General features: G+C 65.1%; 28 protein-coding genes and 4 tRNA genes. 29 read left to right on the top strand and 3 right to left on the bottom strand.

The window, feature by feature from the left end; translation table 11 throughout:
* Nucleotides 1–64 precede the first annotated feature (64 nt).
* Nucleotides 65–1,120, top strand: a complete 1,056-nt coding sequence (locus LGY53_RS38175) for a polyprenyl synthetase family protein (protein WP_225731558.1) — start codon at nt 65–67, stop codon at nt 1,118–1,120.
* Nucleotides 1,121–1,256: 136 nt separating this feature from the next.
* Nucleotides 1,257–2,132 (top strand): zinc metalloprotease HtpX, encoded by an 876-nt coding sequence (gene htpX, locus LGY53_RS38170; RefSeq protein WP_225731557.1) that lies wholly within the window; start codon nt 1,257–1,259, stop codon nt 2,130–2,132.
* On the opposite strand, the gene LGY53_RS38165 is transcribed toward htpX, so the two are convergent.
* Together LGY53_RS38165 and LGY53_RS38160 are read right to left on the bottom strand one after the other, a co-directional pair.
* Entirely contained in the window at nt 2,129–2,590 is a 462-nt protein-coding gene (locus LGY53_RS38165) for a MarR family transcriptional regulator (protein ID WP_225731556.1), read from the bottom strand. The genes htpX and LGY53_RS38165 overlap by 4 nt on opposite strands.
* 6 nt (nt 2,591–2,596) lie before the next feature.
* On the bottom strand, nt 2,597–3,088 hold the full coding sequence (locus LGY53_RS38160; RefSeq protein ID WP_167478167.1) for a YajQ family cyclic di-GMP-binding protein: 492 nt from the start codon (nt 3,086–3,088) through the stop codon (nt 2,597–2,599).
* A 172-nt stretch (nt 3,089–3,260) separates the two neighbouring features.
* On the opposite strand from LGY53_RS38160, the gene LGY53_RS38155 reads away from it, so the two are divergent.
* The 13 genes from LGY53_RS38155 (at nt 3,261) to LGY53_RS38095 (ending at nt 10,059) form a co-directional block, all read left to right on the top strand.
* Nucleotides 3,261–3,343: transfer RNA gene (locus LGY53_RS38155), tRNA-Tyr, on the top strand.
* Nucleotides 3,344–3,927: 584 nt separating this feature from the next.
* Nucleotides 3,928–4,000, top strand: a tRNA-Thr gene (locus tag LGY53_RS38150).
* 67 nt (nt 4,001–4,067) lie between these two features.
* Nucleotides 4,068–4,140, top strand: a tRNA-Met gene (locus LGY53_RS38145).
* Nucleotides 4,141–4,188: 48 nt separating this feature from the next.
* Nucleotides 4,189–4,359: a 50S ribosomal protein L33 gene (gene rpmG / locus LGY53_RS38140; RefSeq protein WP_029925945.1), complete on the top strand. Its 171-nt coding sequence runs from the start codon at nt 4,189–4,191 to the stop codon at nt 4,357–4,359.
* Between the two features lie 224 nt (nt 4,360–4,583).
* On the top strand, nt 4,584–5,657 hold the full coding sequence (locus LGY53_RS38135; RefSeq protein ID WP_308103069.1) for a fused (3R)-hydroxyacyl-ACP dehydratase subunits HadA/HadB: 1,074 nt from the start codon (nt 4,584–4,586) through the stop codon (nt 5,655–5,657).
* A 235-nt stretch (nt 5,658–5,892) separates the two neighbouring features.
* Nucleotides 5,893–5,965: transfer RNA gene (locus LGY53_RS38130), tRNA-Trp, on the top strand.
* Nucleotides 5,966–6,032: 67 nt separating this feature from the next.
* Nucleotides 6,033–6,434 (top strand): preprotein translocase subunit SecE, encoded by a 402-nt coding sequence (gene secE / locus LGY53_RS38125; protein ID WP_167478166.1) that lies wholly within the window; start codon nt 6,033–6,035, stop codon nt 6,432–6,434.
* A gap of 140 nt (nt 6,435–6,574) precedes the next feature.
* Complete coding sequence (gene nusG / locus LGY53_RS38120; protein WP_225731644.1) at nt 6,575–7,345, top strand: transcription termination/antitermination protein NusG; 771 nt, start codon at nt 6,575–6,577, stop codon at nt 7,343–7,345.
* Nucleotides 7,346–7,452: 107 nt separating this feature from the next.
* Nucleotides 7,453–7,887: a 50S ribosomal protein L11 gene (gene rplK, locus LGY53_RS38115; protein WP_225731555.1), complete on the top strand. Its 435-nt coding sequence runs from the start codon at nt 7,453–7,455 to the stop codon at nt 7,885–7,887.
* A 111-nt stretch (nt 7,888–7,998) separates the two neighbouring features.
* Nucleotides 7,999–8,712, top strand: coding sequence for a 50S ribosomal protein L1 (rplA, locus tag LGY53_RS38110; protein WP_167478164.1), 714 nt, complete (start codon nt 7,999–8,001; stop codon nt 8,710–8,712).
* 92 nt (nt 8,713–8,804) lie between these two features.
* Nucleotides 8,805–9,362, top strand: a complete 558-nt coding sequence (locus tag LGY53_RS38105; protein ID WP_225731554.1) for an NADPH-dependent FMN reductase — start codon at nt 8,805–8,807, stop codon at nt 9,360–9,362.
* Nucleotides 9,363–9,400: 38 nt separating this feature from the next.
* A complete protein-coding gene (locus LGY53_RS38100) occupies nt 9,401–9,649 on the top strand; it encodes an AbrB/MazE/SpoVT family DNA-binding domain-containing protein (protein WP_225731553.1) in 249 nt (82 codons plus the stop codon).
* Nucleotides 9,646–10,059 (top strand): PIN domain-containing protein, encoded by a 414-nt coding sequence (locus LGY53_RS38095; protein ID WP_225731552.1) that lies wholly within the window; start codon nt 9,646–9,648, stop codon nt 10,057–10,059. Before LGY53_RS38100 ends, LGY53_RS38095 begins: the two co-directional genes overlap by 4 nt.
* Before the next feature lies 1 nt (nt 10,060).
* Here LGY53_RS38095 and LGY53_RS38090 read toward each other — a convergent pair whose 3' ends face one another.
* Nucleotides 10,061–11,683: an MFS transporter gene (locus LGY53_RS38090; protein WP_225731551.1), complete on the bottom strand. Its 1,623-nt coding sequence runs from the start codon at nt 11,681–11,683 to the stop codon at nt 10,061–10,063.
* 528 nt (nt 11,684–12,211) lie between these two features.
* Here LGY53_RS38090 and rplJ point away from each other — a divergent pair.
* The 14 genes from rplJ to LGY53_RS38020 form a co-directional block, all read left to right on the top strand.
* Nucleotides 12,212–12,748 carry a 50S ribosomal protein L10 gene (rplJ, locus tag LGY53_RS38085; protein ID WP_167478159.1) on the top strand — a complete coding sequence of 179 codons (537 nt, stop codon included), beginning with the start codon at nt 12,212–12,214 and terminating at the stop codon, nt 12,746–12,748.
* A 54-nt stretch (nt 12,749–12,802) separates the two neighbouring features.
* Nucleotides 12,803–13,189 carry a 50S ribosomal protein L7/L12 gene (gene rplL / locus LGY53_RS38080; RefSeq protein WP_167478158.1) on the top strand — a complete coding sequence of 129 codons (387 nt, stop codon included), beginning with the start codon at nt 12,803–12,805 and terminating at the stop codon, nt 13,187–13,189.
* Nucleotides 13,190–13,454: 265 nt separating this feature from the next.
* Nucleotides 13,455–14,531 (top strand): ABC transporter ATP-binding protein, encoded by a 1,077-nt coding sequence (locus LGY53_RS38075; RefSeq protein ID WP_225731550.1) that lies wholly within the window; start codon nt 13,455–13,457, stop codon nt 14,529–14,531.
* Nucleotides 14,532–14,542: 11 nt separating this feature from the next.
* Nucleotides 14,543–15,337, top strand: a complete 795-nt coding sequence (locus LGY53_RS38070) for an ABC transporter permease (protein WP_167478156.1) — start codon at nt 14,543–14,545, stop codon at nt 15,335–15,337.
* Nucleotides 15,338–15,441: 104 nt separating this feature from the next.
* Nucleotides 15,442–16,206, top strand: coding sequence for an ABC transporter permease (locus LGY53_RS38065; RefSeq protein WP_225731643.1), 765 nt, complete (start codon nt 15,442–15,444; stop codon nt 16,204–16,206).
* A gap of 25 nt (nt 16,207–16,231) precedes the next feature.
* A complete protein-coding gene (locus LGY53_RS38060; RefSeq protein WP_225731549.1) occupies nt 16,232–17,578 on the top strand; it encodes an MCE family protein in 1,347 nt (448 codons plus the stop codon).
* A complete protein-coding gene (locus LGY53_RS38055) occupies nt 17,575–18,654 on the top strand; it encodes an MCE family protein (protein ID WP_225731548.1) in 1,080 nt (359 codons plus the stop codon). The genes LGY53_RS38060 and LGY53_RS38055 overlap by 4 nt, the downstream gene beginning before the upstream one ends.
* Nucleotides 18,655–19,665 (top strand): MCE family protein, encoded by a 1,011-nt coding sequence (locus LGY53_RS38050; RefSeq protein WP_225731547.1) that lies wholly within the window; start codon nt 18,655–18,657, stop codon nt 19,663–19,665.
* Between the two features lie 101 nt (nt 19,666–19,766).
* Nucleotides 19,767–21,002: an MCE family protein gene (locus LGY53_RS38045; protein ID WP_225731642.1), complete on the top strand. Its 1,236-nt coding sequence runs from the start codon at nt 19,767–19,769 to the stop codon at nt 21,000–21,002.
* Nucleotides 20,999–22,258 carry an MCE family protein gene (locus tag LGY53_RS38040; protein WP_374111295.1) on the top strand — a complete coding sequence of 420 codons (1,260 nt, stop codon included), beginning with the start codon at nt 20,999–21,001 and terminating at the stop codon, nt 22,256–22,258. The genes LGY53_RS38045 and LGY53_RS38040 overlap by 4 nt, the downstream gene beginning before the upstream one ends.
* Nucleotides 22,255–23,496 (top strand): MCE family protein, encoded by a 1,242-nt coding sequence (locus LGY53_RS38035; protein WP_225731546.1) that lies wholly within the window; start codon nt 22,255–22,257, stop codon nt 23,494–23,496. Before LGY53_RS38040 ends, LGY53_RS38035 begins: the two co-directional genes overlap by 4 nt.
* Before the next feature lie 28 nt (nt 23,497–23,524).
* A complete protein-coding gene (locus LGY53_RS38030; RefSeq protein ID WP_225731545.1) occupies nt 23,525–24,235 on the top strand; it encodes a hypothetical protein in 711 nt (236 codons plus the stop codon).
* Between the two features lie 10 nt (nt 24,236–24,245).
* The gene (locus tag LGY53_RS38025) at nt 24,246–24,962 is read left to right on the top strand and encodes a hypothetical protein (protein WP_225731544.1); all 717 of its coding nucleotides are present in this window, start codon (nt 24,246–24,248) and stop codon (nt 24,960–24,962) included.
* 433 nt (nt 24,963–25,395) lie between these two features.
* Nucleotides 25,396–25,694, top strand: a 299-nt coding sequence (locus LGY53_RS38020) for a hypothetical protein (protein WP_225731543.1), incomplete at its 3' end; no start/stop codon positions are given.

The following is a 25,694-nucleotide window of genomic DNA, read 5'->3' as shown; positions in this document are numbered from 1 at the left end:
GGCCATCGGACGGGGACACGCTAGGTTCTCTACCGTGGGGTCGGACGCAGCGCTGGGAGAAGAGATGAGCACATCGGCTGTGGATCAGCACTCGGAGAGGGTAGGAGGCGGAGCCGACGGGGAGGGCACGGTGGTGGCCGGGGTCGACCTCGGCGACCTCGAGCTCGCCGAGACGGTGCGCAACGGCCTCGAAGAGGTCGAGAAGCTGCTCGTAGCCGAACTGTCCGACGGGGAGGAATTCCTACAGGAGGCGGCGCTGCACCTGGCCAAGGCCGGCGGCAAGCGATTCCGACCGCTGTTCACCATCCTCACCGGTCAGCTCGGCCCGCGCCCCACCGACCCGGCGCTGATCACCGCGGCCACCGTGGTGGAACTGGTGCACCTGGCCACCCTCTACCACGACGACGTGATGGACGAGGCGTCGATGCGTCGCGGCGCGCAGAGCGTCAACTCGCGCTGGGGGAACAATATCGCCATCCTGGCAGGCGACTACCTGTTCGCGCACGCCTCCCGGCTCACCTCCACCCTCGGCCCCGACGCGGTGCGCATCATCGCCGAAACCTTCGCCGAACTCGTCACCGGCCAAATGCGGGAAACCATGGGCGCCCGCGAATCACAGGACAAGGTCGAGCACTATCTGCGCGTGGTGTGGGAGAAAACCGGCTCGCTGATCGCCGCCTCCGGCCGCTTCGGCGGCACCTTCTCCGGTGCGGGCCCCGACCACGTCGAACGGCTCGCCCGGCTCGGCGACGCCGTCGGCACCGCGTTCCAGATCTCCGACGACATCATCGACATCGCCTCGGTCTCCGAACAGTCCGGCAAAACCCCGGGCACCGACCTGCGCGAGGGCGTGCACACCCTGCCGGTGCTGTACGCGCTGCGCGACGACGGCGCCGAGGGCGACCGCCTGCGCAAACTGCTCGCCCACCCGCTGCACACCGACGACGAGGTGGCGGAGGCGCTCGAACTGCTGTCGCGTTCCCGCGGCATGGTGCTGGCCAAGGAAAAGCTGCAGGGCTACGCCGATCTGGCGCATGCGGAACTGTCCGCGCTGCCGTCCGGACCGGCCAACGACGCGCTGGAACACCTGGTCCGCTACACCATCGAACGGGTCGGATAACCACCGGTCCGCCCGCCCACTCACCCTCCGATTCGGAACCTTCGGTCAACTTCCGTCGTTGACCTGGTGTAATGCACACGCGAGACGATGTCGACGCGGCAGCTGAATTCGTAGACGCGAGAGGCGGACGGGCTAGATGCACACGCACGGGTATGCGAATGGACTGAAGACGCTCGGGTTGATGGTCGGGCTTTCCGCGCTGATCGTGTTCGCCGGGGCGACGTTCCGCAGCCCGACCATCCTGTTCCTGGCCATCCTGCTGGCCGTCGGCATGAACGCGTGGGCCTATTTCAACAGCGACAAGATCGCGTTGAAGGCCATGCACGCCCAGCCGGTCAGCGAACTGGAGGCGCCGGTCATCTACCGCATCGTGCGGGAACTCGCCACCACGGCCCGTCAGCCGATGCCCCGGCTCTACATCAGCCCCACCAACGCGCCCAACGCCTTCGCCACCGGCCGCAACCCGCGTCACGCCGCCGTCTGCTGTACCAGCGGCATCCTGCAAATCCTCGACGAACGCGAACTCCGCGCGGTGCTCGGCCACGAACTCTCGCACGTCTACAACCGCGACATCCTGATCTCATCGATCGCGGGCGCGCTCGCCGCCGTCATCTCGGGCCTGGCGAACCTGGCCTTCTTCGCCTCCATGTTCGGCGGCGGCCGAGATGGCGAGGGCCCCAACATCTTCGGCGTGCTGCTGGTTTCGCTGCTCGGCCCCATCGCGGCCAGCCTCATCCGGCTCGCCGTCTCCCGCTCCAGGGAGTACCAGGCCGACCAATCCGGCGCCGAATTAACCGGCGACCCACTGGCATTGGCGTCGGCGCTGCGCAAACTGGAACGCGGCGTACAGGCCGCCCCGCTGCCGCCTGAGCCGCAGCTGACCGCCCAGTCACACCTGATGATCGCCAACCCGTTCCGCGCGGGCGAGCGCGCCGCCCGCTGGTCCTCCACCCACCCCCCGATGGCCGACCGGATCGCCCGGCTCGAGGATATGGCGGGCGGGCGGCGCTAGGCCTCGTCCGCCGCCAACCGCTCCTCATACGCCCGGAACGTCTCGACGAACAACCGACGCTGTTCCGGCGCAAGCGGTTCCAGCACCGAACGCCACGCCTGCGCGCTGCGCCCGAGCCACTTGTTCACCGCCTTCTGATGGGCCGCCGCGATCCCCACGAGCACCCGCCTGCGATCGGCCGCATCCTCGCGCCGCTCCAACACCCCCTGCCTGCTCAACTCGCCCACCATCAAACTCACCGTCGTCGGCGCGACCTCAAGCCGCGCCGCCAACTCGTTGATCGACGTCGGCCCATCGAACACCAGATTCGCCAACAGCGAAAGATGCCGCGGCGCAAGCGAAAACGACTCCAGCTCCGGCGGAACCCGCAACCGCTTCGCCCGGCCCACCACCCGCGGCATCAACAACAACAGCGCCCGGATACTCTCATCGACCCCGGCGCCACGCTCGTCCGGCATACGTGCCTAGCGGTAGTTGACGAACTGCAGCGCGATACCGAAATCCTCGCCCTTCAACAGCGCGATCACGGCCTGCAGATCATCCCGCTTCTTACTGCTCACCCGCAGCTCATCGCCCTGAATCTGGGCCTTCACACCCTTCGGGCCCTCATCGCGGATCTTCTTCGAAATCTTCTTCGCATGCTCGGTATCGATACCCTGCACCAGCGTGCCGGTGATCCGATACGACTTCCCCGACTGCTGCGGCTCGCCCGCATCGAACGCCTTCAACGAGATATCGCGGCGAATCAGCTTCTCCTTGAACACATCCAAGGCCGCCTTCACCCGCTCCTCCGCCTCCGCGGACAACACGATCTTGTCCTCGCCGGACCACTCGATCTTCGCGCCCGTGTTACGGAAGTCATAACGGGTGTTCAGCTCCTTCTCCGCCTGATGAAGGGCGTTGTCGACCTCCTGCCGGTCAACCTTGCTCACAACATCGAAAGACGAATCAGCCACACTGCGCTCCTGTCCAGACGGTCCGACGGGTCACGAACGCCGGAAAACCGGCATCGTCAGTTCTACCCGGAAGGAGCACGTTAGTCCCGTCGCACGGCCGATAGCCAGCCGGTTTGCATTTCGGGGGAGGGTACGTTGTATTCTGCTCACCGCACCAAAACAGTGCGCGAACGGCAGGTTGCCCGAGCGGCCAATGGGAGCAGACTGTAAATCTGTCGGTGAAAGCCTACGTAGGTTCGAATCCTACACCTGCCACGAACGCTCCTAGGCGACCCCTGTACGCGAAAAGCGCGTACAGGGGTCGCTTTTCGTTGTGCTTTGTGGGGGTGCAACCCCCACACCCCGCCCGGCGGGGCTTTGCCCCCCGGAACCCCCCACGGGGCTCCGCCCCTTGCCCCCTTGATGGGTGGTTGCGTTTTTAGGGGTTGTTGCTTTTGGCTTGTGGGATTTGTTGGGGGCGTTGGAGTCTGGTTGATCGGCAGCTATCCGTGGGTGGTTCTCGATTGTGGTAGGTGACCAGATGGAGGCCGGTGCGGCGGCTGGTGAAGTGGCCCCGCGGATACCTCGCGCGATTCAGTCCGATCCGGAACCTGCCCGACAACCCAAATTGCCGATTCGTCGGAACGGGCGTTGCGGCGCGGGCGTATCCAACTGAATGCCATCGGGGTGATCTACTTGTCTGCTCGGGTGGAGGGGCTCGGGCTCACAGGTGGCGGGCGGTGGTTTCAAAACCTGGTTTGACCACGCGGTTTGGAGGTGGGACGGGGGAGTGTGTAACCTCGTTCAAGGCTTCACCGCCCCGGGGTTGTCGAAAGCAGTCTCGGTGCGGATGTAGTCATGCCCCCTTAGCTCAGTCGGCAGAGCGTTTCCATGGTAAGGAAAAGGTCAACGGTTCGATTCCGTTAGGGGGCTCGCCGGATTGCCGGTGGTGACCGGGTTTGGCACTCCAGAGCCGGGCGCCGCTGTGCAGACCGCGCATGGCGGTGTAGCTCAGTCGGTAGAGCAAACGACTCATAATCGTTGTGTCGCCGGTTCAAGTCCGGCCATCGCTACCCCATACTGATTGACCCCCTCTGGTTGACCGGAAAGAAGGCAGAATCGTGGCCGCGAAGTCCACTGATATCCGGCCAAAGATCACCTTGGCCTGCGAGCAGTGCAAGCACCGTAACTACATCACCAAGAAGAACCGGCGTAACGACCCGGATCGGCTGGAACTGAAGAAGTTCTGCCCGAACTGTGGCACGCACCGGGCGCACCGCGAATCCCGCTGATTCGCGCCACGCGTGCAGTACCGCGTGGTTGGGTTCCGTGGAACTGCGAGGGCCGGACATCCGTCCGGCCCTGACGCGTTTCACGGGTATGTGCGGTCGCTGAACGCGCGAAGATCGGACACAACCACCAACGCGGTCATGTCGCGGCCGGAGTCCGGCCGGGTCGTGATCGCTCCGTCGACTCCGGGTCGCGGAGTCAGATAGGTACAGTCCTCCACGTGACAATCAACACCGGTACAGACGAAGCGGTCCAGGCGGTCGGAGCCGAGGACTTCGACCCCGCTGCGCACGCGGCGGCCATGGTCGGTCACCACTACCGCGTCGACGACTACTACGAGGTCGGTCGCGAGAAGGTCCGCGAATACGCCCGCGCCGTGCAGGACTACCACCCGGTGCACTGGGACGAGGACGTCGCGCAGGAGTACGGCTACGACGGCCTGCTCGCGCCGCTCACCTTCATCTCGCTCGTCGGAATCCTGGCCCAGCGCAAGCTGTTCGAGCAGATCGTCACCGGCTACGACCTGAGCCAGATCATGCAGACCGACCAGATCCTGGAATTCCACCGGCCCATCAAGGTCGGCGACCAGTTGACCTGCGATGTCTACCTGCACTCGTTCCGGCAGGCCTTCGGCGGCGACATCATCGTCACCAAGAACATCGTCACCGCGCAGAACGACGAGCTGGTGCAGACCACGTACACCACCCTCGTCGGCCGCAGCGGCGGCGATATCGACCCGAACCTCAACAACGCCGTCCGCAACGTGCTCATGCACGGCATCGGCCCCGAGGAGCCGGGCCACCACCCGCGCAGCACACCGCCGGTCGAACCGCCGCCGGTGCCGGTCACCACCCAGCCGAAGGTGGTGCCGAGCAAGCGGGCGCTGCGTTTCGAGGACGTCACCGAGGGCGCCGAACTTCCGCCCCGCATCGTCCGGCTCACCCGCGGCGACCTGGTCAACTACGCGGGCGTCTCGGGCGATGCCAACCCGATCCACTGGAGCGACGAGGTCATCAAGCTCGTCGGCCTGGAAAACGTTGTCGCGCACGGCATGCTCACCATGGGGCTCGGCGGCGGCTTCATCAGCTCCTGGGTCGGCGATCCCGGCGCGGTGAAGGAATACAACGTGCGCTTCACCAGCCCGGTCTACGTCGGCGTCGACGAGGCGGCCGAGGTCGAATACACGGGTAAAGTGAAATCGGTCGATCCGGAGACGCGTACCGCGGTCATCGCGATCGTGGCGAAGTCCGGCGGCAAGAAGATCTTCGGTCGGGCCACCGCCACGGTGCAGCTGTCCTGACCTGGTCGAGTGACCCTGATTGGCTATTGCGGTGGGCGGTAACGTACACTCGGGTTTCTGGGGTCACCAGCCGCTGCGCGCTGCTCTATGGGGCTGGTTCCAGGCGGTAGCTCCGGCCACCGCCCACGGGGCCGGCCACCGCCGGAGCGGCGCGCGTATTGTGTGACGCCAGTGCCGGGCAGCGATGTCCGGCACGAAAATTGAATATGGTTGAACAGCACCAAGGTTCAACCGAAGGGGCGTAGCTCAACTGGCAGAGCAGCGGTCTCCAAAACCGCAGGTTGCAGGTTCAAGTCCTGTCGCCCCTGCTTTCCGTAGCGGCCGCTTGCCGGTCGCTCGAAAGGGCCAGATGCCAGCGACGAGAGAGGTATCGACGTGACCGACGAGCGGGACACTCGCCACGGCGCGCATGCCGCCGACGAGGGCGATGGCACCGCCGCAGCGGTTCGGCCGAGCGGTAAGCGGTCCGCCCGGCGGGCACGTTCGTCCTCATCGGCCGATACGGGCACCATTGCCACGCTCGACCGGCCGGATACGTCGCGGAAGGCGGATAAAACTGCCGGAAAGGCCAAGCGCGCCAAGACGGGTAACCCGTTCAAGCGCCTGATCAAGTTCCTGCGAGAGGTCGTCGCGGAACTGCGTAAGGTGATCTGGCCCAACCGGAAGCAGATGGTCACCTATACGAGCGTTGTTCTGGTGTTCGTGATCTTCATGGTCGCGTTCATCAGCGGGTTGGACCTGGCGTTCATCAAGGGTGTCAACTGGCTGTTCGGCTAGCCGGGCCGTAGCGACCGCTCACAGGTCGCTCGAATCAGCGACGCCGAAGCCGGTAGCCGATTCGGGGCGGACGGGCGGACTATCCGCCGCGCCTGGCCCAGCAGAGGATGTACGTGACGACACAGGAAGCGAGTGCCGCAGTGAGCACCCCGGAGAACGACACAAACGACGAGTTCCCGGTCGACGACGCGGTGGTGGAACCCACCATCGACGATGCCGCGACCGTCGAGGACTCCGAGGTCGAGGAATCCGAGCCCGCTGCCCCCGCTCCGATCGACGCCGAACCCGCCGATCCGGTCGCCGAGATGAAGGCGGCGCTGCGGCGCGCCCCCGGCGACTGGTACGTCATCCACTCCTACGCCGGGTACGAGAACAAGGTGAAGGCCAACCTCGAGACCCGCGTGCAGAACCTCGATCTCGAGGAGTACATCTTCCAGGTCGAGGTGCCGACCGAAGAGGTCACCGAGATCAAGAACGGTCAGCGCAAGCACGTCAACCGCAAGGTGCTGCCCGGCTACATCCTGGTCCGGATGGAACTCAACGACGAATCGTGGGGCGCGGTGCGCAACACACCCGGTGTCACCGGATTCGTCGGCGCCACCTCGCGCCCGTCGCCGCTGTCCATCGACGATGTGGTGAAGTTCCTGGTCCCGGCCGCGCAGCAGCAGAAGAAGCCGGTCGCCGCGGCCGTCGCCGCCGCCGAGGCCAGCACCGATATCGCGCCGAAGCCGGTCATCGAGGTCGACTTCGAGGTCGGCGAGTCGGTGACCGTGATGGACGGCCCGTTCGCGACGCTGCCCGCCACCATCTCCGAGGTCAACGCCGAGCAGCAGAAGGTGAAAGTGCTGGTGTCGATCTTCGGTCGCGAGACCCCGGTCGAGCTGGCGTTCAACCAGGTCGCGAAGATTTAGTTGCTTCCGTCGGCGGTTCGACACACGACGGGATGATTCGGCCCGGTCCACGGGTTGATGCACGAGGCTTGCAAAGAGCAAGGACTACAAACACCTAGGAAAGAAAGATGCCCCCCAAGAAGAAGAAGCTCGCCGGGATCATCAAGCTTCAGATCCAGGCCGGCCAGGCGAATCCGGCCCCGCCGGTCGGCCCGGCGCTCGGTCAGCACGGCGTCAACATCATGGAGTTCTGCAAGGCGTACAACGCGGCGACCGAGTCGCAGCGTGGCACCGTCATCCCGGTCGAGATCTCGGTGTACGAGGACCGGTCCTTCGACTTCAAGCTGAAGACCCCGCCCGCCGCCAAGCTGCTGCTCAAGGCCGCCGGTGTGCAGAAGGGTTCGGCCGAGCCGCACCGCAACAAGGTCGCCAAGGTCACCATGGACCAGGTGCGCGAGATCGCCAAGACCAAGATGGAAGATCTCAACGCCAACGACGTGGAGCAGGCGGCGAAGATCATCGCGGGTACCGCGCGTTCGATGGGTATCACCGTCGAAGCCTGAGCGAAGCGAAGGCTTCAATCAGGTACAGCGGCGTGATCCGCTGAACTCGGTGGGAGGGTCGGCCAGACCCGGTAACCACTTCTGAACCAAGCACTTTAAGGACAGAGAATCATGGCAAAGCGAAGCAAGGCGTACCTGGAACAGGCCGCCAAGGTCGATCGCACGAAGCTCTACTCCCCGCTGGCCGCCACGCGGCTCGCGAAGGAGACCGCCACCACCAAGACCGATGCGACCGTCGAGGTCGCCGTCCGTCTGGGTGTCGACCCGCGCAAGGCGGACCAGATGGTTCGCGGCACGGTCAACCTGCCGCACGGCACCGGTAAGACCGCCCGCGTCATCGTGTTCGCGGCCGGTGAGAAGGCCGCCGAGGCCGAGGCCGCCGGTGCGGACGCGGTCGGCGCCGAGGATCTGATCGAGCGGATCCAGGGCGGCTGGCTGGACTTCGACGCGGCGATCGCCACCCCCGATCAGATGGCCAAGGTCGGCCGGATCGCGCGTGTCCTCGGCCCGCGCGGCCTGATGCCGAACCCGAAGACGGGCACCGTCACCACCGACGTGACCAAGGCCGTCAACGACATCAAGGGCGGCAAGATCAACTTCCGCGTCGACAAGCAGGCCAACCTGCACTTCGTCATCGGCAAGGCGTCCTTCGACGAGGCCAAGCTGGTCGAGAACTACGGCGCCGCGCTGGACGAGATCCTGCGGGTCAAGCCGTCGACGGCGAAGGGCCGCTACGTCAAGAAGGTGACGGTTTCGACGAACACCGGACCGGGCATCCCGGTGGACCCGAACCGCACCCGCAACCTCCTCGACGAGGACGCGTAGGTAGCAGACCACAAGGGCGGGAACGCATATCGCGTTCCCGCCCTTGTTCTATTTCCGGACTAATCCGCTCACCGCGATCGTTGCCTGATGATGTGACCGTTGTACTGCTGATTTCCGGAAGCACCCGGACCGCGTCCACCAATACCGCCGCCTTGCGCACCGTTGCTGCCACGGCGCCCGCCGATATCGAAACCCGTTGGTACGAAGGTCTTTCCGAACTCCCGGCCTTCAGCCCCGACGACGACGGCACCGCCCACCCCGCGGTGCTCGCACTGCGTGAACACCTTTCCGACGCCGACGCCGTCCTGCTCTGCACCCCCGAATACGCGGGCACCCTCCCCGGCAGCTTCAAAAACCTCCTCGACTGGACCGTCGGCACCGCCCACCTCTACGAAAAACCGGTCACCTGGATCAATGTCGCCGCCCCCGGCCGCGGCGAAGGCACCGACGCCACCCTGCGCTCCGTCCTCGGCTACGTCGGCGCCGACATACTCCCCAACAGCCCCACCAAACTGACCGTCCTCCGCGACGACGTCACCCCCGACGGCACGGTCACCACCCCCGAATTCCAAAAGGGCGCCCTCGATGCCCTGACCCGCCTGGCCCAATACGCAACGGACAGAAAACTCGACCTAGCTCCTAGCTCCTAGTAGCTATCCTTACATTGGCCCCAATGTAAGGAGAAGCCATGGATGCACTTGCCCGGTTGACCTCGAAAGGTCAGCTGACCGTACCGAAGGCGGTGCGCGATGCGCTGCATCTGCAAGTTGGCGACAACGTGCACTTCCGGGTCGAAGGCCAGGTCGTCGTGCTTGCACGCACCCCAGACCTGCTGGAGTTGGCCGGTAGCGTGCCCGTCCCACCCGATGTGCGGGGGAAGTCCTGGGATGAGATCAGAGATGGCGCTTGGACCGCGCAGTGGGAGGGCCGGGAGTGACGGTTTTCCTGGACACGAACGTTCTGGTTCGTCACCTCACCCAGGATCCGCCGGAAATGGGCAAGCGAGCGACCGCCTTCCTCGCTGAGGCCGAGGAGCTGTACTTGCCGGATCTGATACTGGCTGAAACGGTTTACGTCCTGCAAAGCGTTTATCGGGTGGAACGTCCGCAGGTTGCCGCGTTGGCCAGAGTCATCATCGGTTCGCGCAACATCATCAGCGACGACCCTGCCTTGTTGATTCGCACGATCGATGTCTACGAACACCATCGGCTCTCCTTCGCCGATGCCTACCTGGTGGCACTTGCCGAGGCGGATCCGGGCTCGAGTATCGCCTCATTCGATCGAGGAATCGATAGGGTGAAGAGCATCAGCCGAGTCGAACCGGTGGGGCTCGGCTCGGCTGACTGAGTTATGAGGTTGAATCTGGTTGGGGCTCAGGGGGTTTGCGCCAGCCGAGGAGGATGGACTCGCCCTGTTGGGCGCCCCAGGGGAGGAAGATGGCTACGAGTACGGCGCAGACGATTACCGCGCCGGTGGCGACTAGGGATGCGGCGTGGGAGCCCTGGAGGGCCGCGGATTTCATTGCGGTGATGAGGGTTTCGCGTTGGGTGTCCAGGAATGGGGGGAGTGGGCGGGAGCGCATTTCGAGGACGCTCAGCGGGCTCGCCTTGACGAGGCCTTTTTCCCGGTCGTTCATGATGGCGGCGGGGATGACGTCGATCTTGGGGGTCATCCGGGTGGTGTAGTACGAGGCCACGATGGAGCCGAGTACCGCGACACCGAGGGTGCCGCCGATCTCGCGGGTGGTGTCGTTGACCGCGGAACCCGCCCCGGCCTCGTCCAAAGGCAATGAGCCCATGATGGATTCGGTGGCCGGACCCTGCACGATGGCCACGCCGAGCGCCATCGCGACCATCGACGGCAGCACATCGGTGAGATAGGGGCTGTCCACCGTCACCTGGCCGCCGAGGTAGAAGCCGACGCCCATGGTCAGCAGGCCGACAACGATGACGGGCGTGGTGCCGAACCGTTGGGCCAGCAGCGTCGCGACGGGTGCGCCGACACCCACCGAGAAGGCGAAAGGTAATGAGGCGATGCCGAATTCGAGCGGTGTGTATTCACGCACCCCTTGGAAATACTGGGTGATGAGGAACAGGAATCCGAACATCGAGAAGTAGCCGACCGCGATTGCCAAGGCGGGCAACGAGAATCGGCGAATTCCGAACAGCCGCATATCGAGAATTGGTGCGCTGGTACGCAATTCCCAGATGACGAAGACGGCGAGCAATGCGAATCCGAGCGCGCCCGCGGCGAGCGTCGTCACCGAGAGCCAGCCGTAGCGCGGACCCTCGATGATGGCCCACACGATCAGCGTGATGCCCGAAATGGACAGTGCGATGCCGAGCAGATCGAGCCGACCCACCTGTGCCGCACGGGATTCCGGCACCCACAGCATGGTGGCGAGCGTCGCGACTGCGGCCACCGGGACATTGATCCAGAACACCGAATGCCAGGAGAAATGCTCCAGCAGCCAGCCGCCGGAGATCGGTCCGATGGCGATGGCGATTCCGGCCATCGCGGTCCACGCCGCGATCGCGAGCGCACGCTCGCGTTTCTCGGTGAAGATGTTGATGATCAGCGCCAGCGTCGCCGGGAAGACCGCGGCGGCGAAGACGCCCATGGCGGCGCGGGCGGTGATGACGCCGCCCATGGTTTCGGAGAGTGCGCCCGCGATCGACATGATGCCGACGCCGACGAGGCCGATCGTCATCACCCGGCGGCGGCCGTAGCGGTCGCCGAGGTTTCCGCAGGCCAGCAGCAGTCCGGCAAAGGTGAGGGTGTAGGCGTCGACGACCCATTGCAGGCCGCTGACGCCGGTGGCGAGCTGCACGCCGATGGACGGCAGCGCCACGTTGACGATGGTGTTGTCCAGCAGAACCAGCAGTTCGGCCAGGCAGATCACCGCGAGCGCGAGATAGCGCTGGAAACGTCGTTCCAGCAACACCGGTGGATCGACTATGGAGAGTGCCATAATTGGCAGTGAACCAGTAAATGTGACTGTCGGTAACGCTTGTTGAGCGCGAGATCAGTCACAATCGCGGCCGAATGTGATGCGCACTACGAATTATCTGAAAAACAACTGATTTCGTGAGGACATGGGTAACTCGTCGGGGACCGGCTAACTTGATGCCATGTCAACCGCCGGGCGCCAGCGGCGGTCTCGCGGCACACGAGTCTGGCCAGAAGGCGCGGAGAGGCGGAATTGCCAGATCGCGGGTGGTCCAGGTACCCTGACTGTCAGTTATCGACGAGTTCGATATCTACCCAATCCGTTCTACCGAAGACCGTTGGTCGCCGATCCCGCATGGGTTCGGTCGAAGGTCCGGCGACATTGCCGGCGGCCCACGCAGGGAGAACCGAGGCTGGGAACCGATCCGGGCATGGCCCGGATTGTTTCTGTCGCGCCCCGGAACGCCTTGCGTCCGGGGCGTTCGTTTTGTCGCCGGCCCCTGAATCGGTAGTTCGCAGACGAACCGACCATTCAGAGAGGAGGCGAAGTATGGCAAAAGCTGAGAAGGTCACCGCGGTCGCGGAGATCGTCGAGCAGTTCAAGAGCTCAACGGCCACCGTTGTCACGGAATACCGTGGTCTGCCGGTGAGCAAGCTCACCGAGCTGCGTCGCGCGCTCGGCGCGGAGGCCACGTACTCCGTCGCCAAGAACACCCTGGTCAAGCGCGCCGCCGCCGAGGCGGGCGTCGAGGGCCTGGACGACTTGTTCGTCGGACCGACCGCCATCACCTTCATCACCGGTGAGCCGGTCAACGCGGCCAAGGCGCTGAAGAACTTCGCCAAGGACAACAAGGCGCTCATCATCAAGGGCGGATACATGGACGGCGCCGCGCTGTCCGTGTCCGAGGTCGAGCGCATCGCCGACCTGGAGACCCGCGAGGTGCTGCTGGCGAAGCTGGCCGGCGCCATGAAGGGCAACCTGTCGAAGGCCGCCGGTCTGTTCAACGCTCCCGCCTCGCAGGTGGCCCGCCTGGCCGCCGCGCTGCAGGAGAAGAAGCAGGCCGAAGGCGGAGCCGCCGCCGAGTAATCACCCTGTGCGGGTTCGCCCACATAGACATTCAACTACCGAAAGGAAATACAAATGGCCAAGCTGTCCACCGAAGAGCTGCTCGACGTCTTCTCGGAGATGACCCTGCTGGAGCTGTCCGCGTTCGTGAAGGCGTTCGAGGACAAGTTCGAGGTCACCGCGGCCGCTCCGGTCGCCGTCGCCGCCGTCGGCGGTGCCGCTGCTCCGGCCGAGGCCGCCGAGGAGCAGGACGAGTTCGACGTGATCCTCGAGGGCGCGGGCGACAAGAAGATCCAGGTCATCAAGGTGGTCCGCGAGATCGTCTCCGGCCTGGGCCTGAAGGAAGCCAAGGACCTGGTCGAGGGCGCCCCGAAGCCGATCCTGGAGAAGGTCGCCAAGGAGGCCGCCGAGGCCGCCAAGGCGAAGCTGGAAGAGGCCGGCGCCAAGGTGTCCGTCAAGTAATTCGCGATCTGTTCGGCGCCGCGGCGCCGCGAATCGCTGAACGGGCGGTCCCCCACTCGGGGGACCGCCCGTTTGCTTTTTCCGCCGACACCGGACCGAGATTTGTTTTGCTGGACACAATTCCTAGTTACTCTTCGGTCAGGTTGGGGTGTGCCCCGTCAATCTCATGGGTTACAGTGACCGCACCCACTGTGACGTGACACACCGCGATGTCCCAGCGCGCGGTTCGCCGGTGGGCAGTTCGCTGAGAATTGTGGAGGTTGGCGTGGGCGTCGAAGTCCGGACCGAGGGTGTTACGAAATCCTTCGGTTCCCAGCGTATTTGGCAGGACGTTTCACTGACCCTGCCCGCGGGTGAGGTGAGCGCGCTGCTCGGCCCGTCCGGTACGGGTAAATCCGTCTTCCTCAAATCGCTCATCGGCCTACTGCGCCCGGAACGCGGTTCGATCTACATCGACAACGTCGACATCACCACCTGCACCAACAAGCAGCTGTATGAAATCCGCAAGAAGTTCGGCGTGCTGTTCCAGGACGGCGCGCTGTTCGGCTCCATGAACCTCTTCGACAACGTCGCCTTCCCGTTGCGCGAGCACACGAAGAAGCAGGAGTCGGAGATCAAGAAGATCGTCATGGAGAAGCTGGAGCTCACCGGTCTGCTGGGGGCCGAGGGCAAACTGCCCGGCGAGATCTCCGGCGGTATGCGCAAGCGGGCCGGCCTGGCTCGCGCCCTGGTGCTCGATCCGGAGATCATCCTGGTGGACGAGCCCGACTCCGGTCTGGACCCGGTGCGCACCTCATATCTGAGCCAGCTGCTGATCGATATCAACGCGCAGATCGACGCCACCATCCTGATCGTCACGCACAACATCAACCTCGCCCGCACCGTGCCGGACAACATCGGCATGCTGTTCCGCCGCCAGCTGGTGATGTTCGGCCCGCGCGAGGTGCTGCTCACCTCCGATGAGCCCGTGGTCAAACAGTTCCTCAACGGCCGCATGATCGGCCCGATCGGCATGAGCGAGGAAAAGGACGAGGCGCAGATGGCGCGCGAGCAGGCGCTGGTCGACGCCGGCCACCACCACGGTGGTGCGGAGGAGGTCGAGGGCATCATTCCGCAGATGCGGGCCACCCCCGGCATGCCGGTGCGTCAGGCGGTGCTACGCCGCAAGGAGCGGGTCAGAGAGATCATGCATACCCTGCCGCACGCGGCGCAGGTGGCGATCCGTGAGTCACTTGCGGAGAACGATGATACGCAAGTGATCGCGTACAACAACGGTGACCTGGCGGGATACCAGGGCGGGTCGTTCGACACCACCGTGCGTCACAACCCAACTAACGGGTAACATCTGCGATCGTGAATTCGACCCTGGCGCGATTGCGGACTCCACTGGAGTCGGGATTTGCCCAGGCCGGCAATATTTTTGCGCTCTTCATCGATGTGGTGCGCAAGACCTTCCGCCGGCCCTTCCAGATGCGCGAGTTCATCGAGCAGTCGTGGTTCATCGCGAGTGTCTCGATCCTGCCCAGTGCGCTGGTTGCCATCCCGTTCGGTGCGGTCGTCGCACTGCAGACCGGCTCGCTGATCAAACAGCTCGGCGCCGAATCCTTCACCGGCGCAACAAGTGTGCTCGCCACCGTGCAGCAGGCGGCCCCCGTGGTGACCTCGCTGATCATCGCGGGCGCCGCGGGCTCGGCGGTGGCCGCCGACCTCGGCTCCCGGACCATCCGTGAGGAGATCGACGCCATGGAGGTGCTCGGCGTCGATCCGATCCACCGGTTGGTGGTGCCGAGGGTGCTCGGCATGACCCTGGTCGCGCTGCTGCTCAACGGCCTGGTCTCGGTCGTCGGCATCGCGGGCGGCTACTTCTTCAACGTGCTCCTGCAGGGCGGTACGCCCGGCGCGTACCTGGCGTCCTTCTCGGCGCTGGCCCAGCTGCCCGATCTGTGGATCGGCGAGATCAAGGCCGCGATATTCGGTGTCATCGCAGGCGTGATCGCCGCGTACAAGGGCCTCAACCCCAAGGGGGGCCCGAAAGGAGTCGGTGAAGCGGTGAACCAATCGGTGGTGATCACGTTCCTGGTGTTGTTCTTCGTGAACCTGGTGCTGACCCTGGTGTACCTGCAGGTCGTCCCCGCCAAGGGCGCATAACCGTGGCAACGTCGTATCGCAACCCGGCCCTGGCCAAGTCGACCCGGCGAGTCGTGCAAATCGTGCGTGCCCCATTGAATGTGGTGGATCGCGCGGGCGAGCAGATGGCGTTCTACGCCAGGGCGATCGCCTGGATTCCGCGCACCGCAGTGCACTACCGGAAGGAGGTCATGCGGCTGCTGGCCGAGGTGACCTTCGGTTCCGGCGCGCTCGCCGTCATCGGCGGCACCATCGGCGTGATCATCTTCATGTCCGGTTCGGTGGGTGTCGTCGTCGGTCTGCAGGGTTTCAAAGCCCTTGACGCCCTTGGTAGTTCGGTGCTCACCGGCTTCCTCACCGCCTACATCAACACCCGCGAGATCGCGCCGTTGGTCGCCGCGATCGCGCTGTCGGCGACGGTGGGCTGTGGTTTCACCGCGCAGCTCGGCGCCATGCGGATCTCCGAGGAGATCGACGCGCTGGAGGTCATGGCGGTGCCCGGTGTGCCGTTCCTGGTGACCAGCCGGGTGATCGCCGGATTCGTCGCGGTGATCCCGCTGTACGTCGTCGGCCTGCTCGGCACCTACATCGCATCGCGTCAGATCAGCGTCTGGTTCAACGGACAGTCCAGCGGTTCCTACGACCACTATTTCAGCCTGTTCCTGCCACCCGAAGATGTGCTCTATTCATTCCTGAAGGTGCTGATCTTCGCATTCGTGATCATCCTGGTGCACTGCTACTACGGCTTCCATGCCACCGGCGGCCCGGCGGGCGTCGGCGTCGCGGTCGGCCGCGCGGTGCGCGCCGCGATCGTGCTGCTCAACGTGCTCGATTTCTTCCTCAGCCTGGCGATTTGGGGTACGACGACGACAGTGCGGGTCGCGGGATGAGGCGGCGGTTGCTGGGGAGGGCGTCATGAGCTCGGTACAGGCCTGGCGCGCGACGGAGAAGCTGCGAGTCCGGCTGCTCGGTATCGCGTTCTTCGTGATCGTCGCGCTGTTCCTCTGGACGACGATCGCGATATACAACAAGACCTTCACCGACACCGTGAAGGTCAACCTGATCACCGATACCGTCGGCAACGCGCTCACCCGCAATGCCGAGGTGAAGGTGCGCGGCGTCTCGGTCGGCGAGGTGCGCTCCAGCGAATCCGAGGGCGGCAAGGTGACGTTGCACCTGGCCATCGATCCCGCTAAGGCGCAACAGATTCCGTCGAACGCGACGGCGCGGCTGCTGCCGAAGACGCTGTTCGGCGAGCGGTACGTGGATCTGATCGTCCCGGAGCAGCCGAGCGGCAAGCTGACCGACGGCGTCACGCTGCACCAGGACAAGAGCGGCAATTCGATCGAGCTGAGCAAGCTGTTCGACGATCTGCTGCCGCTGCTGCAGGCGATTCCGCCGCAGGATCTGGCGAACACCCTCGGCTCGCTGGCGCAGGCGCTGTCCGGTCAGGGGCTTGCGCTCGGTGACAGCGTCGACAAGCTGGACAATATCTTCCGCGGACTCAACGGCGTGATGCCCGATCTGCAGCAGGACATCAGGAGTTTCGCCGATGTCGCCGCGACCTACTCGGACGCGCTGCCGCAGCTGGTCGAGACGCTGGACAATTTCCGGACCACCAATGCCACCATCGTGCAGCGGCGTTTCGATATCGATTCGCTGTACGCGGTGCTGACCCCGGCGTCGGCGACCACCGCCGATTTCCTGATCGCCAACCGCGACAACATCATCGACGTGTCCGCCGATTCGCGGCCCGCGCTGGAACAGTTGGCCTACTACTCGCCGAGCTATGCCTGTGCGCTGGCCAATTTCGCGAAGGTGAAGCCGCGCATCGACCAGATCATGGGCCAGGGTTCGGACCATCCCGGTTCGCGAGTTTCGGTGGCGCTCACCAACACTCGCGGCCGCTACCTGCCGAATCAGGATGAGCCGCGCTGGTTGAGCACCGAGGGACCGTGGTGTGTGCCCGAGCCGCCGCTCGGCGTCGATCCGGGTCAGTATCCGCACGGCCCGTTCAGCGACGGTTCCTACGCGGTGCCCAGCCGCAACCCGGGCGATCAGACGACCGGTGAGTTGTCGCCGCCGCAGTTCAGCGCGTATCCGGCCGCCAAGGCGCCGACCACCGTCGGCTCGCCCTCCGAGCAGCGCGCGCTCGGCGCGATCTACGGTGCGGCGCAAGGCGTTTCGCCGGAACAGGTGCCGAGTTGGATCACCCGGATCGGCGCTCCGGCGCTGCGCGGTAGCGAGGTGAGCGTGCGATGAGGGAGAAGCTGCGCGGCCTCGGCGGGCCGCTGACCAAACTGATCATCTTCGTGGTCGTCACGGTGTTCGTCACCGTCTTCCTCGGGCTGTCCATCGCCAATTACAGCGGCGGCGGCACCTCGTTCAAGGCCCGGTTCACCGATGTCACCTCGCTCAACAACGGTGACGAGGTGCGCATCGCCGGTGTCCGGGTCGGCAAGGTGACCGGGGTCAAGATCGTGGACAAGCGGCTGGCCGAGGTGAATTTCGAACTCACCGACCGCAATTGGCTGCCCGCCTCGACCATCGCCACCATCAAATACCGCAACCTGGTCGGCCAGCGCTATATCGCGCTGGAGCAGGGGCCGGGCGCACAGGGCCGAAAGATCAACGGCGGCGGCACGATTCCGCTCGAGCAGACCCGTCCGGCGCTGAACCTGACCACGCTGTTCAACGGCTTCCGGCCGCTGTTCCGCACGCTCACCGCCGACGATGTGAACAAGCTGTCCTACGAGATCATTCAGGTCTTCCAGGGTGAGCAGGGCACCATCCAGGATCTGGTCGGCACCACCGCCAGTCTGACCAACAAGATCGCCGACAAGGATGCGGTGATCGGCCAGCTGGTGACGAACCTGACCCAGGTGCTGCAGACGGTGAACAAGCGCGACGATCAGTTCGACCAGCTCATCACCTATACCGAGGCGCTGGTCAGCGGGCTGGCCGCGGAGCGCGACACCGTCGGCCACGCCGTCACCTCACTGGGCAATCTGGCCTCGGCCACCGCAGACCTGCTCGTTCCGGTGCGCCCGACGCTGCAGGGTTCGATCGCCGGGCTCAGCCAACTCACCGGCACGCTGAACGAACGCAGCGACGAGGTGAACGAGGCGCTGAAGAATCTGCCGATCAAGATGGAAAAGCTCGGCCGCGTCGGCAGTTACGGTTCGTGGTTCCAGTTCTACCTGTGCGGTATCGATGTCGTCGTCGGTCCCGGCGCGGTCTCCGCACCGCAGCTGAACCTGCCCGCCGACCTGCCGACGATCAATCAGCCGCTCTACACGAACGCCGCGCCGCGTTGCAGTGGCAAGGGAGGCCACTAAATGGACGACCGGATCCTGCTCGGCAAGCGCAGCCCCGCATTCATGGGCGTGCTCGGCCTGGCGATGGTCCTGCTGGTGACGGTATCGGCGTTCTTCCTCGACCGGTTGCCGATCATCGGCGCGGGCACCAAGTACACCGCGGAGTTCTCCGAGGCCGCAGGCCTCAAGAAGGGCAACGAGGTGCGCATCGCCGGCGTGAAGGTCGGCTCGGTGTCGGATGTGCGGTTGGACGGCAACAAGGTTCGGGTCGATTTCCGCACCCAGGACGCCTGGATCGGGGACGAGACCACCGCGTCCATCCAGATCAAGACCCTGCTCGGGCAGAAGTATCTGGCGCTGGATCCCAAGGGGTCGCGTCCCGCCGATCCGGGTAAGCCGATTCCGTTGTCGCGCACCGTTTCCCCGTACGACGTGGTGGACGCGTTCAGCGATGCGGCCAAGCAGATCGACCAGATCGATACCGGCCAGCTGGCCAACAGCATGCAGGTGCTCTCCGACGCGTTCGCCACGACCCCGCCGGAGATCCGCAGCTCGATCGACGGTGTGGCCCGGCTGTCGGAGACGCTGGCCAAGCGCGACGAGGAGCTGAAGAAGCTGTTCGCCGCCACCCGCGGCGTCACCCAGGTGCTCGCCGACCGCAACGCCCAGTTCGAGAAGCTGCTCGGCAACGGCGGGCAGCTGCTCACCGAGCTCAATATCCGCCAGCAGTCCATCGCGCAGTTGCTTTCCGGCGCGCGCACCGTCGCCGCCGAGCTGACCGCGCTGGTGAAGGATAACGAGCAGCAGATCGGTCCGGCGCTGACGAATCTGAAGTCGGCGATCGACCTGCTCAACGCCCACCAGCAGGACCTGTCCAAGACGCTGGAACTGGCCGCGCCGTTCTACGGCATCTACGCGAACGTGCTCGGCACCGGCCGCTGGTTCGACGCGGTGATCGTCAACCTGATTCCGCCCGCCCTGCCGGAGGTACCGGGCAACCGTCCGCCGGTACGCAACCTGGGAGGTAACTGAGTTGGCGAATCGGCATTTTCACCCGCCCACCGCGCTGCGCGAATTGCGCAACCTGGGAGGTAACTGAGTTGGCGAACTGGCGTAGGGAACCGCTCACGGCGCTGCGCGAATCCGGCCGGGGCACAAAGGCCGTCATCGCGCTGGTGACCGTGGCCGCGGTGGTTGCCGTCGGCGCGCTGTGGTGGCTGTTCGATCGGCTCACCACCACGACCATCACCGCGTACTTCGATCGCTCGGTGGGTATCTACGAGGGTTCGGACGTGCGCATCCTCGGTGTGCCGGTGGGACATGTCGATTCGGTGCAGCCGATCGGCGACCAGGTCAAAATCGTGATGAGCGTTGACCGTTCGTACGACATCCCGGCCGATGCCAGGGCCGCGCAGATCACCCCGTCGATCGTGTCCGACCGCTACATCCAGCTGACGCCGGTCTATCAGGGCGGGCCGAAAATGGCTCGCACCGCGACGATTCCGCGCGATCACACGGTGACCCCGGTCGAGGTGGACCAGCTGTACAAGAGCATCACCGAACTGTCGGATGCGTTGGGCCCCAACGGTGCCAACAAGGACGGTGCGGTGAATACGCTGGTGCGCACCTCGGCGGCGAACCTGGCGGGCAACGGAGAAGCGTTGGCCAACAGCCTGACTCAGCTCTCGCGGGCCGCGCGCTACTTCTCCGACGCGCGCGGGGACATCTTCGACACCATCAAGAACCTGCAGACATTCGTCACCATGCTGGCCCAGAACGACGATCAGGTGCGGACTTTCAACGCGCAGCTGGCCGATCTGTCCGGCTTCCTCGCCAATGAGCGCCAGACGCTCGGTCAGGCGCTGAACCTGCTGTCGGTCGCGCTCGGTGATGTCGCCCGGTTCGTCGACAACAACCGTGACCAGATCAAGGGCAATGCGGACGCGCTGATCACGCTCACCAAGACGCTCGCGGATCAGCGCGACGATCTGGCCAAGGCGCTGCCGGTGCTGCCGCTGGCGCTGAGCAATCTGGTCAATATCCACAACGCCGAGTCGGGCACCCTCGATATGCGCTCCAACTTCACCGATCTGCAGGATCCGTTCGGCGTGATGTGCAAGCTGATCGATGTCAGCAAGCTGCGGCCGGGCGATCCCAAGTTCGAGGCGCTCGGCAGGCAGATGCGGCCGATCCTCGATCACTGCAAGGAGCTCAGCGATCAGATCACCGCGGGTGTGAAGACGCCGTCGCTGATCCTGCCGTTCGGCATCCTCAGCGGTGAGAACGAGCAGCGGGCCCCGGTGCCCGGCACCGTGCCCGGCACGCCGTCGAATCAGCTGCCGCCGTCCCAGCGGGGAGGTGACCGGTGAGCAAGGGTAGTCGAATCCGTTCCGGCGCAGGTGTTTTCGGCGCAGTGCTGGCGATCGGCCTCTCGGCGACGCTGCTGACATCGTGCGCGTCCGACGGTATATACAGCGTCCCGCTGCCCGGCGGCGCCGATGTCGGCGCGCATCCGATGAACCTGAATATCGAATTCGACGACGTGCTCGATCTGGTGCCGCAGTCGGCGGTGAAGGTGGACGGCGTTCCGGTCGGGCGGGTGGAGAATATCGGGCTGGCCAAGGACGGCTGGACCGCCGATGTGCATGTGCTGGTGAACAATTCGGTCGACCTGCCCGCCAACGCACGCGCCGAGGTGCGGCAGTCGAATCTGCTCGGCGAGAAGTTCATCGAGCTGTCCAAGCCGACCACCGAGGAGCCCGACAGCCAGAAGCTGTCCAGCGGTGCCACCATCCCGGCGTCCCGCACTCGGCACGCCACCGAGGTGGAGCAGGTGCTCGGCGCGCTGTCGCTGCTGCTCAACGGCGGTGGCGTGGCGAATCTGACGCCGATCGTCACCGAGCTCAACAAAACCCTCGGCGGCCGTGAGCCGCATGTGCGCTCGCTGCTGGAACAGGCCGACAAATTGGTGATCGGTCTCAATCAGCAGGTCGACGAGATCAACCGGGCCCTGGACAATCTGAACACCCTCGGCGGCCGGGTCGCGGCGCAGAACGATCAGATCGGCAAGGTGCTCGACGAGCTGCCGCAGGGCATTAAGATCCTGAACGAGCAACGGCCGCAACTGATCTCGCTGCTGCAGCAGCTGGACCGGGTCGGTCAGGCCGGCTTCGACATCCTGAACAAGTCGAAGGACGATCTGATCCGCGACCTCACCTCGCTGCGGCCGACGCTGCAGGAATTGGGTAGGGCCGCACCGGATTTGGTGACCGCGTTCCCGCTGATCCCCACCTATCCGTTTCCGGACTCCTCGTTGGACGGTCTCTACGGCGGCCAGCTGAACACCTGGCTGTCGGTGGATCTGCAGATCGGTCAGACGCTGAGCAATCTCGGTGTCGGCAAACCCGATCCGGTCTACATTCCGCCGCCCGGCCCGCCGGTGCCGGTGAATCCGACCAACCCCTACTACAACGGCAACGGTCCGCGTCCGGGCTGGCCGACGGTGTCGCTGCTGCCGCTGCCGCCGAATATGGCGCTCGCGCCGGTACCCGCGATCGGCGTGCCGGGCCCGCAGGATCCGGTCGGCAAGATCCTCGAACAGCTGGGAGTGGGTGGTCCGCGATGACAAGGCTGGTTCGGTGGCAGCTGATCGCGTTCGCGGTGATCGCCGTTGTCGGTGTGGTCTTCGTCGGCGCGAAATACATTCGGCTGAACCAGATGTTGGGCTTCGGCCAATACCAGGTGAAGGTGCAGGCCAAGCAGACCGGCGGCATCTACAAGGGCGCCGAGGTGACCTATCGGGGCGTTCCGGTGGGCCGGGTCGGCGATCTCGAGCTGAGCTCCGACGGTGTCGTCATGGATCTCGAACTCAATTCGGACGCGCCGAAGATCCCGGACAACGCGAAAGCCGTTGTGGCGAACCGCTCCGCGATCGGTGAGCAGTATCTGGATCTGCAGCCGGACGTGGACAAGGGGCCGTACCTGAAAGACGGTTCGGTGATTCACGGTGCCAGCACGCCGGTTTCGGTCGAGACGCTGGTGCAGAGCGTCGACACCTTCACGCGCACGGTCGATCTCACCGCGCTGAACACCACGGTGACCGAGCTCGGCAAGGCGTTCAACGGCAAGGGCGACGATCTGAAGGTCTTCGTCGACTCGCTCAACAAGTTCACCGCCACGTTCAATGACACACTGCCGCAGACGATTCGGTTGATCGAGGACGGCAAGGTCGCGCTCGGCACCCAGGTGGACCAGTCGGATGCGATCCGCAGGTTCAGCGACGGACTCGATCAGCTCACCGCCCAATTGCGTTCCAACGACCCGGATATTCGTCGTTTGATCGGCACCGGCACGGATGCGGGTGCGGCGCTGCAGGCATTGATCAAAGAGAGCGGCCCCGCGCTGACCCAGGATTTCGGCAACCTGCGCGAATTGCTGCTGACGATCTCGCCGAAGTTCTACGCGATCAAACCGCTGTTGCAGATGTTGCCGCACCTCTCGGTGGGCGGTTCCTCGACCGCACCGGGCGACGGCACCAGTCATTTCGGCCTGGTGCTGGAAACCAATAATCCGCCCGCGTGTACGGTCGGCTACGAGGGCACTCAGCGGATTCTGGCCGAGATGAAGGCCAAGGATCCGAATTTCGACGACACCCGCGATGAGTTCCCGTTCAACAAGGACGCGAAGTGCACCGTGCCGTTCGGTAATCCGACGGCGGTGCGCGGCGGCGAACGCGCCGAGCTGGCCGACCCCAGCATCGCGCAGCCGTGGGATACCGTCCCGAAGACCGATCCGGACAAGCTGAATCTGAACCCGGTCGCCGTCCAGCTGGCCACTTTGATGGGGGTCACGCCGAAGCGGTGACCGAGACCGACGACGTTAGGTGTCTTGCGTGAGCATCGACATAACCAAGGAAACCGATTCGCAGCCGAGGCAAACCTCGGCCGACGAGCGGCCCGCGGGGCTCGCCAAGTCAACGAACGATCAGGTCGGCACCGGTAAGGCGCGCACGATCGCATTCGTGGTCTCCGCTACCGCGCTGGTGGTCGCGCTGGCCGCGGCCGCCTGGTTCGGTGTCGGCTGGGTGCGGGCGGCCTATTTCACCGATGGCCCGCGCGCGCAAGCCCGCGAGGCCGCGCTGGACGGCGCCCGGCAGGCCGCGCTCAATATGACCACCACCAACCTCGACGATGTGCCCGGCTCGTCCGCGCTGCAGCGGTCGTCGATGACCGGTGCGCTGCTGGATTCGGCCACCAAGAATCAGCAGCAGATCGAGGCGATGATGACCAGCGCGGGCGTGCAGGTCAGTTCGAAGGTGGTCGGCTCCTCGCTCACCGAACTCGACAGCGAACTCGATCGCGCCTCGGCCATCGTGGTGCTGCGGGTGACCGAGACCAAGAAGGACAACTCGCAGCCGCCGGATAACTACCGCTACACCTGGAGCCTGAATATGGCCAAGGTCGGCGATGTCTGGAAGGCCGAGCAGGTGGCCTCGCTGGAGCAGCCGGTGGAGCTCGGCTCGGATACCCAGGCGCCCGCCAACCCGGCGGCCCCGCAGACTCCGGCCCCGCCCGCGCAGCCGACGCCGAAGCCCGGATCGTAGGAGAACAGTGATGGCATCTGGTCGACCGGTCAATCGGGTCACATCCAAGCGCAAGCCCGCGGAGACCGCGCAGCGCGCCAAGCCGCGCCCGGCCGCCGCGCGCGCGACGCGGACCAGGGTTTCCGGATCCGCGGCGCGACCGCGGCGCGATCCCGAGCCCGCCGCCGCGCCTACCCGGCGCCCGAAGTTGAGGTTGCCGCGCCCGGCGGGTCCGAAGCGGTCCTGGTTCGGCGTCGCGGCGTTATCGGTCGCCGCCGTGCTGCTCGGCGCGTTCGCGGTGCTCGCCGCGCTGCGTCCCGGCGTCGACGACAGTAATAAGGCGTTCATCGACACCAAGTCGACGGAGGAGGTCAAGGCCGCCGCCGAGAACGCGCTGAAGACCATCTACTCCACCGATGCGAAGAACGTCGACGGCTATAAGGCCGCACTGCGCGGCGTGCTCACCGGAACCATGCTCGCCGAATTCGACAAGTACGCCGACACCACGTTCTCCGCGCTGGGGCAGGCGCAGGTCAAGGCCGATGCCAAACCCGGGCCGACCGGCGTGACGATGCTCACCGACGACCGGGCCGAACTGCTGGTGAACCTGGTGGTGAGCGCCTCCAAGGGCGGCGAGGCGCAGCCGAGCGCCACCGGGCCCATCATCGTGCGAATGCAGAAGGTCAACGGCCACTGGCTGGCCAGCGAGATCCCGGACCGGCCGGTCCTGCAGGCCCCGCCGCAGTGACCGATGGGCGGTCGATCGCGGTGATCATCCAGTGAGACAGTCGATCTCGGCCGCGTAACGGCCGATCCGGTACCGCCGCGGCGGTGCGCCCTGCCACTTGACGAGTTTCGCCCGACCCGTCACGCTATTCACAACAGCGGCAGCTGTCACAGTGGCTTCAGGCGCCCGCGGCCCACCGCGCAGCCAGCGAATTCGGCCCGGCGCGCCAGCCACGTGGAAGTCCACACGGGTGGTACTTTGACATCCCCGTGTGTGTTGGTGTAAGTTTGGACGTTGCGCTGGCTGCCTCCTGTCCATACCTCGATTTGCACACGTAAGTTCCACCTTCCGGTGTTACTTCCGTTGTTGCCTGTTCGGGTTTCGTTCGGGTTGTAACCAGCGGAATTCGTAGCAGACAAGCGACGGTCGCGGACCACCACGCGACGCGCGTGAGGTGCTGGAAGGACGCATCTTGGCAGTCTCCACCCAGACCAAGGCAGTTGCCGGAATCCCCGGAGCCCCTAAGCGGGTGTCTTTCGCGAAGATCCGTGAACCCTTGGAGGTGCCGGGTCTTCTCGATCTTCAAACTGATTCCTTTGCATGGCTGATCGGTTCACCGGAATGGCGTGAGAAGGTCGCCGCTCGTGGTGACGTCGGCCTAGTCGGTGGACTCGAGGAGGTGCTCGAGGAGCTTTCGCCGATCGAGGACTTCTCCGGTTCCATGTCGTTGTCCTTCTCGGATCCGCGCTTCGA

It is taken from the genome of Nocardia sp. JCM 34519.1, from assembly GCF_020361265.1.
In the GTDB taxonomy this organism is placed as follows: Bacteria; Actinomycetota; Actinomycetes; order Mycobacteriales; family Mycobacteriaceae; genus Nocardia; species Nocardia arthritidis_A.
This window is presented reverse-complemented; position numbering and strand designations above follow the sequence as displayed.

Bases quoted from the DNA above. Each gene is read 5' to 3' on its own strand.
- LGY53_RS38175 (WP_225731558.1), top strand. From the start codon at position 65: ATGAGCACATCGGCTGTGGATCAGCACTCGGAGAGGGTAGGAGGCGGA.
- htpX (WP_225731557.1), top strand. From the start codon at position 1,257: ATGCACACGCACGGGTATGCGAATGGACTGAAGACGCTCGGGTTGATG.
- LGY53_RS38165 (WP_225731556.1), bottom strand. From the start codon at position 2,590: ATGCCGGACGAGCGTGGCGCCGGGGTCGATGAGAGTATCCGGGCGCTG.
- rplK (WP_225731555.1), top strand. From the start codon at position 7,453: ATGCCCCCCAAGAAGAAGAAGCTCGCCGGGATCATCAAGCTTCAGATC.
- rplA (WP_167478164.1), top strand. From the start codon at position 7,999: ATGGCAAAGCGAAGCAAGGCGTACCTGGAACAGGCCGCCAAGGTCGAT.
- LGY53_RS38100 (WP_225731553.1), top strand. From the start codon at position 9,401: ATGGATGCACTTGCCCGGTTGACCTCGAAAGGTCAGCTGACCGTACCG.
- LGY53_RS38090 (WP_225731551.1), bottom strand. From the start codon at position 11,683: ATGGCACTCTCCATAGTCGATCCACCGGTGTTGCTGGAACGACGTTTC.
- rplJ (WP_167478159.1), top strand. From the start codon at position 12,212: ATGGCAAAAGCTGAGAAGGTCACCGCGGTCGCGGAGATCGTCGAGCAG.
- rplL (WP_167478158.1), top strand. From the start codon at position 12,803: ATGGCCAAGCTGTCCACCGAAGAGCTGCTCGACGTCTTCTCGGAGATG.
- LGY53_RS38065 (WP_225731643.1), top strand. From the start codon at position 15,442: ATGGCGTTCTACGCCAGGGCGATCGCCTGGATTCCGCGCACCGCAGTG.
- LGY53_RS38060 (WP_225731549.1), top strand. From the start codon at position 16,232: ATGAGCTCGGTACAGGCCTGGCGCGCGACGGAGAAGCTGCGAGTCCGG.
- LGY53_RS38055 (WP_225731548.1), top strand. From the start codon at position 17,575: ATGAGGGAGAAGCTGCGCGGCCTCGGCGGGCCGCTGACCAAACTGATC.
- LGY53_RS38050 (WP_225731547.1), top strand. From the start codon at position 18,655: ATGGACGACCGGATCCTGCTCGGCAAGCGCAGCCCCGCATTCATGGGC.
- LGY53_RS38035 (WP_225731546.1), top strand. From the start codon at position 22,255: ATGACAAGGCTGGTTCGGTGGCAGCTGATCGCGTTCGCGGTGATCGCC.
- LGY53_RS38025 (WP_225731544.1), top strand. From the start codon at position 24,246: ATGGCATCTGGTCGACCGGTCAATCGGGTCACATCCAAGCGCAAGCCC.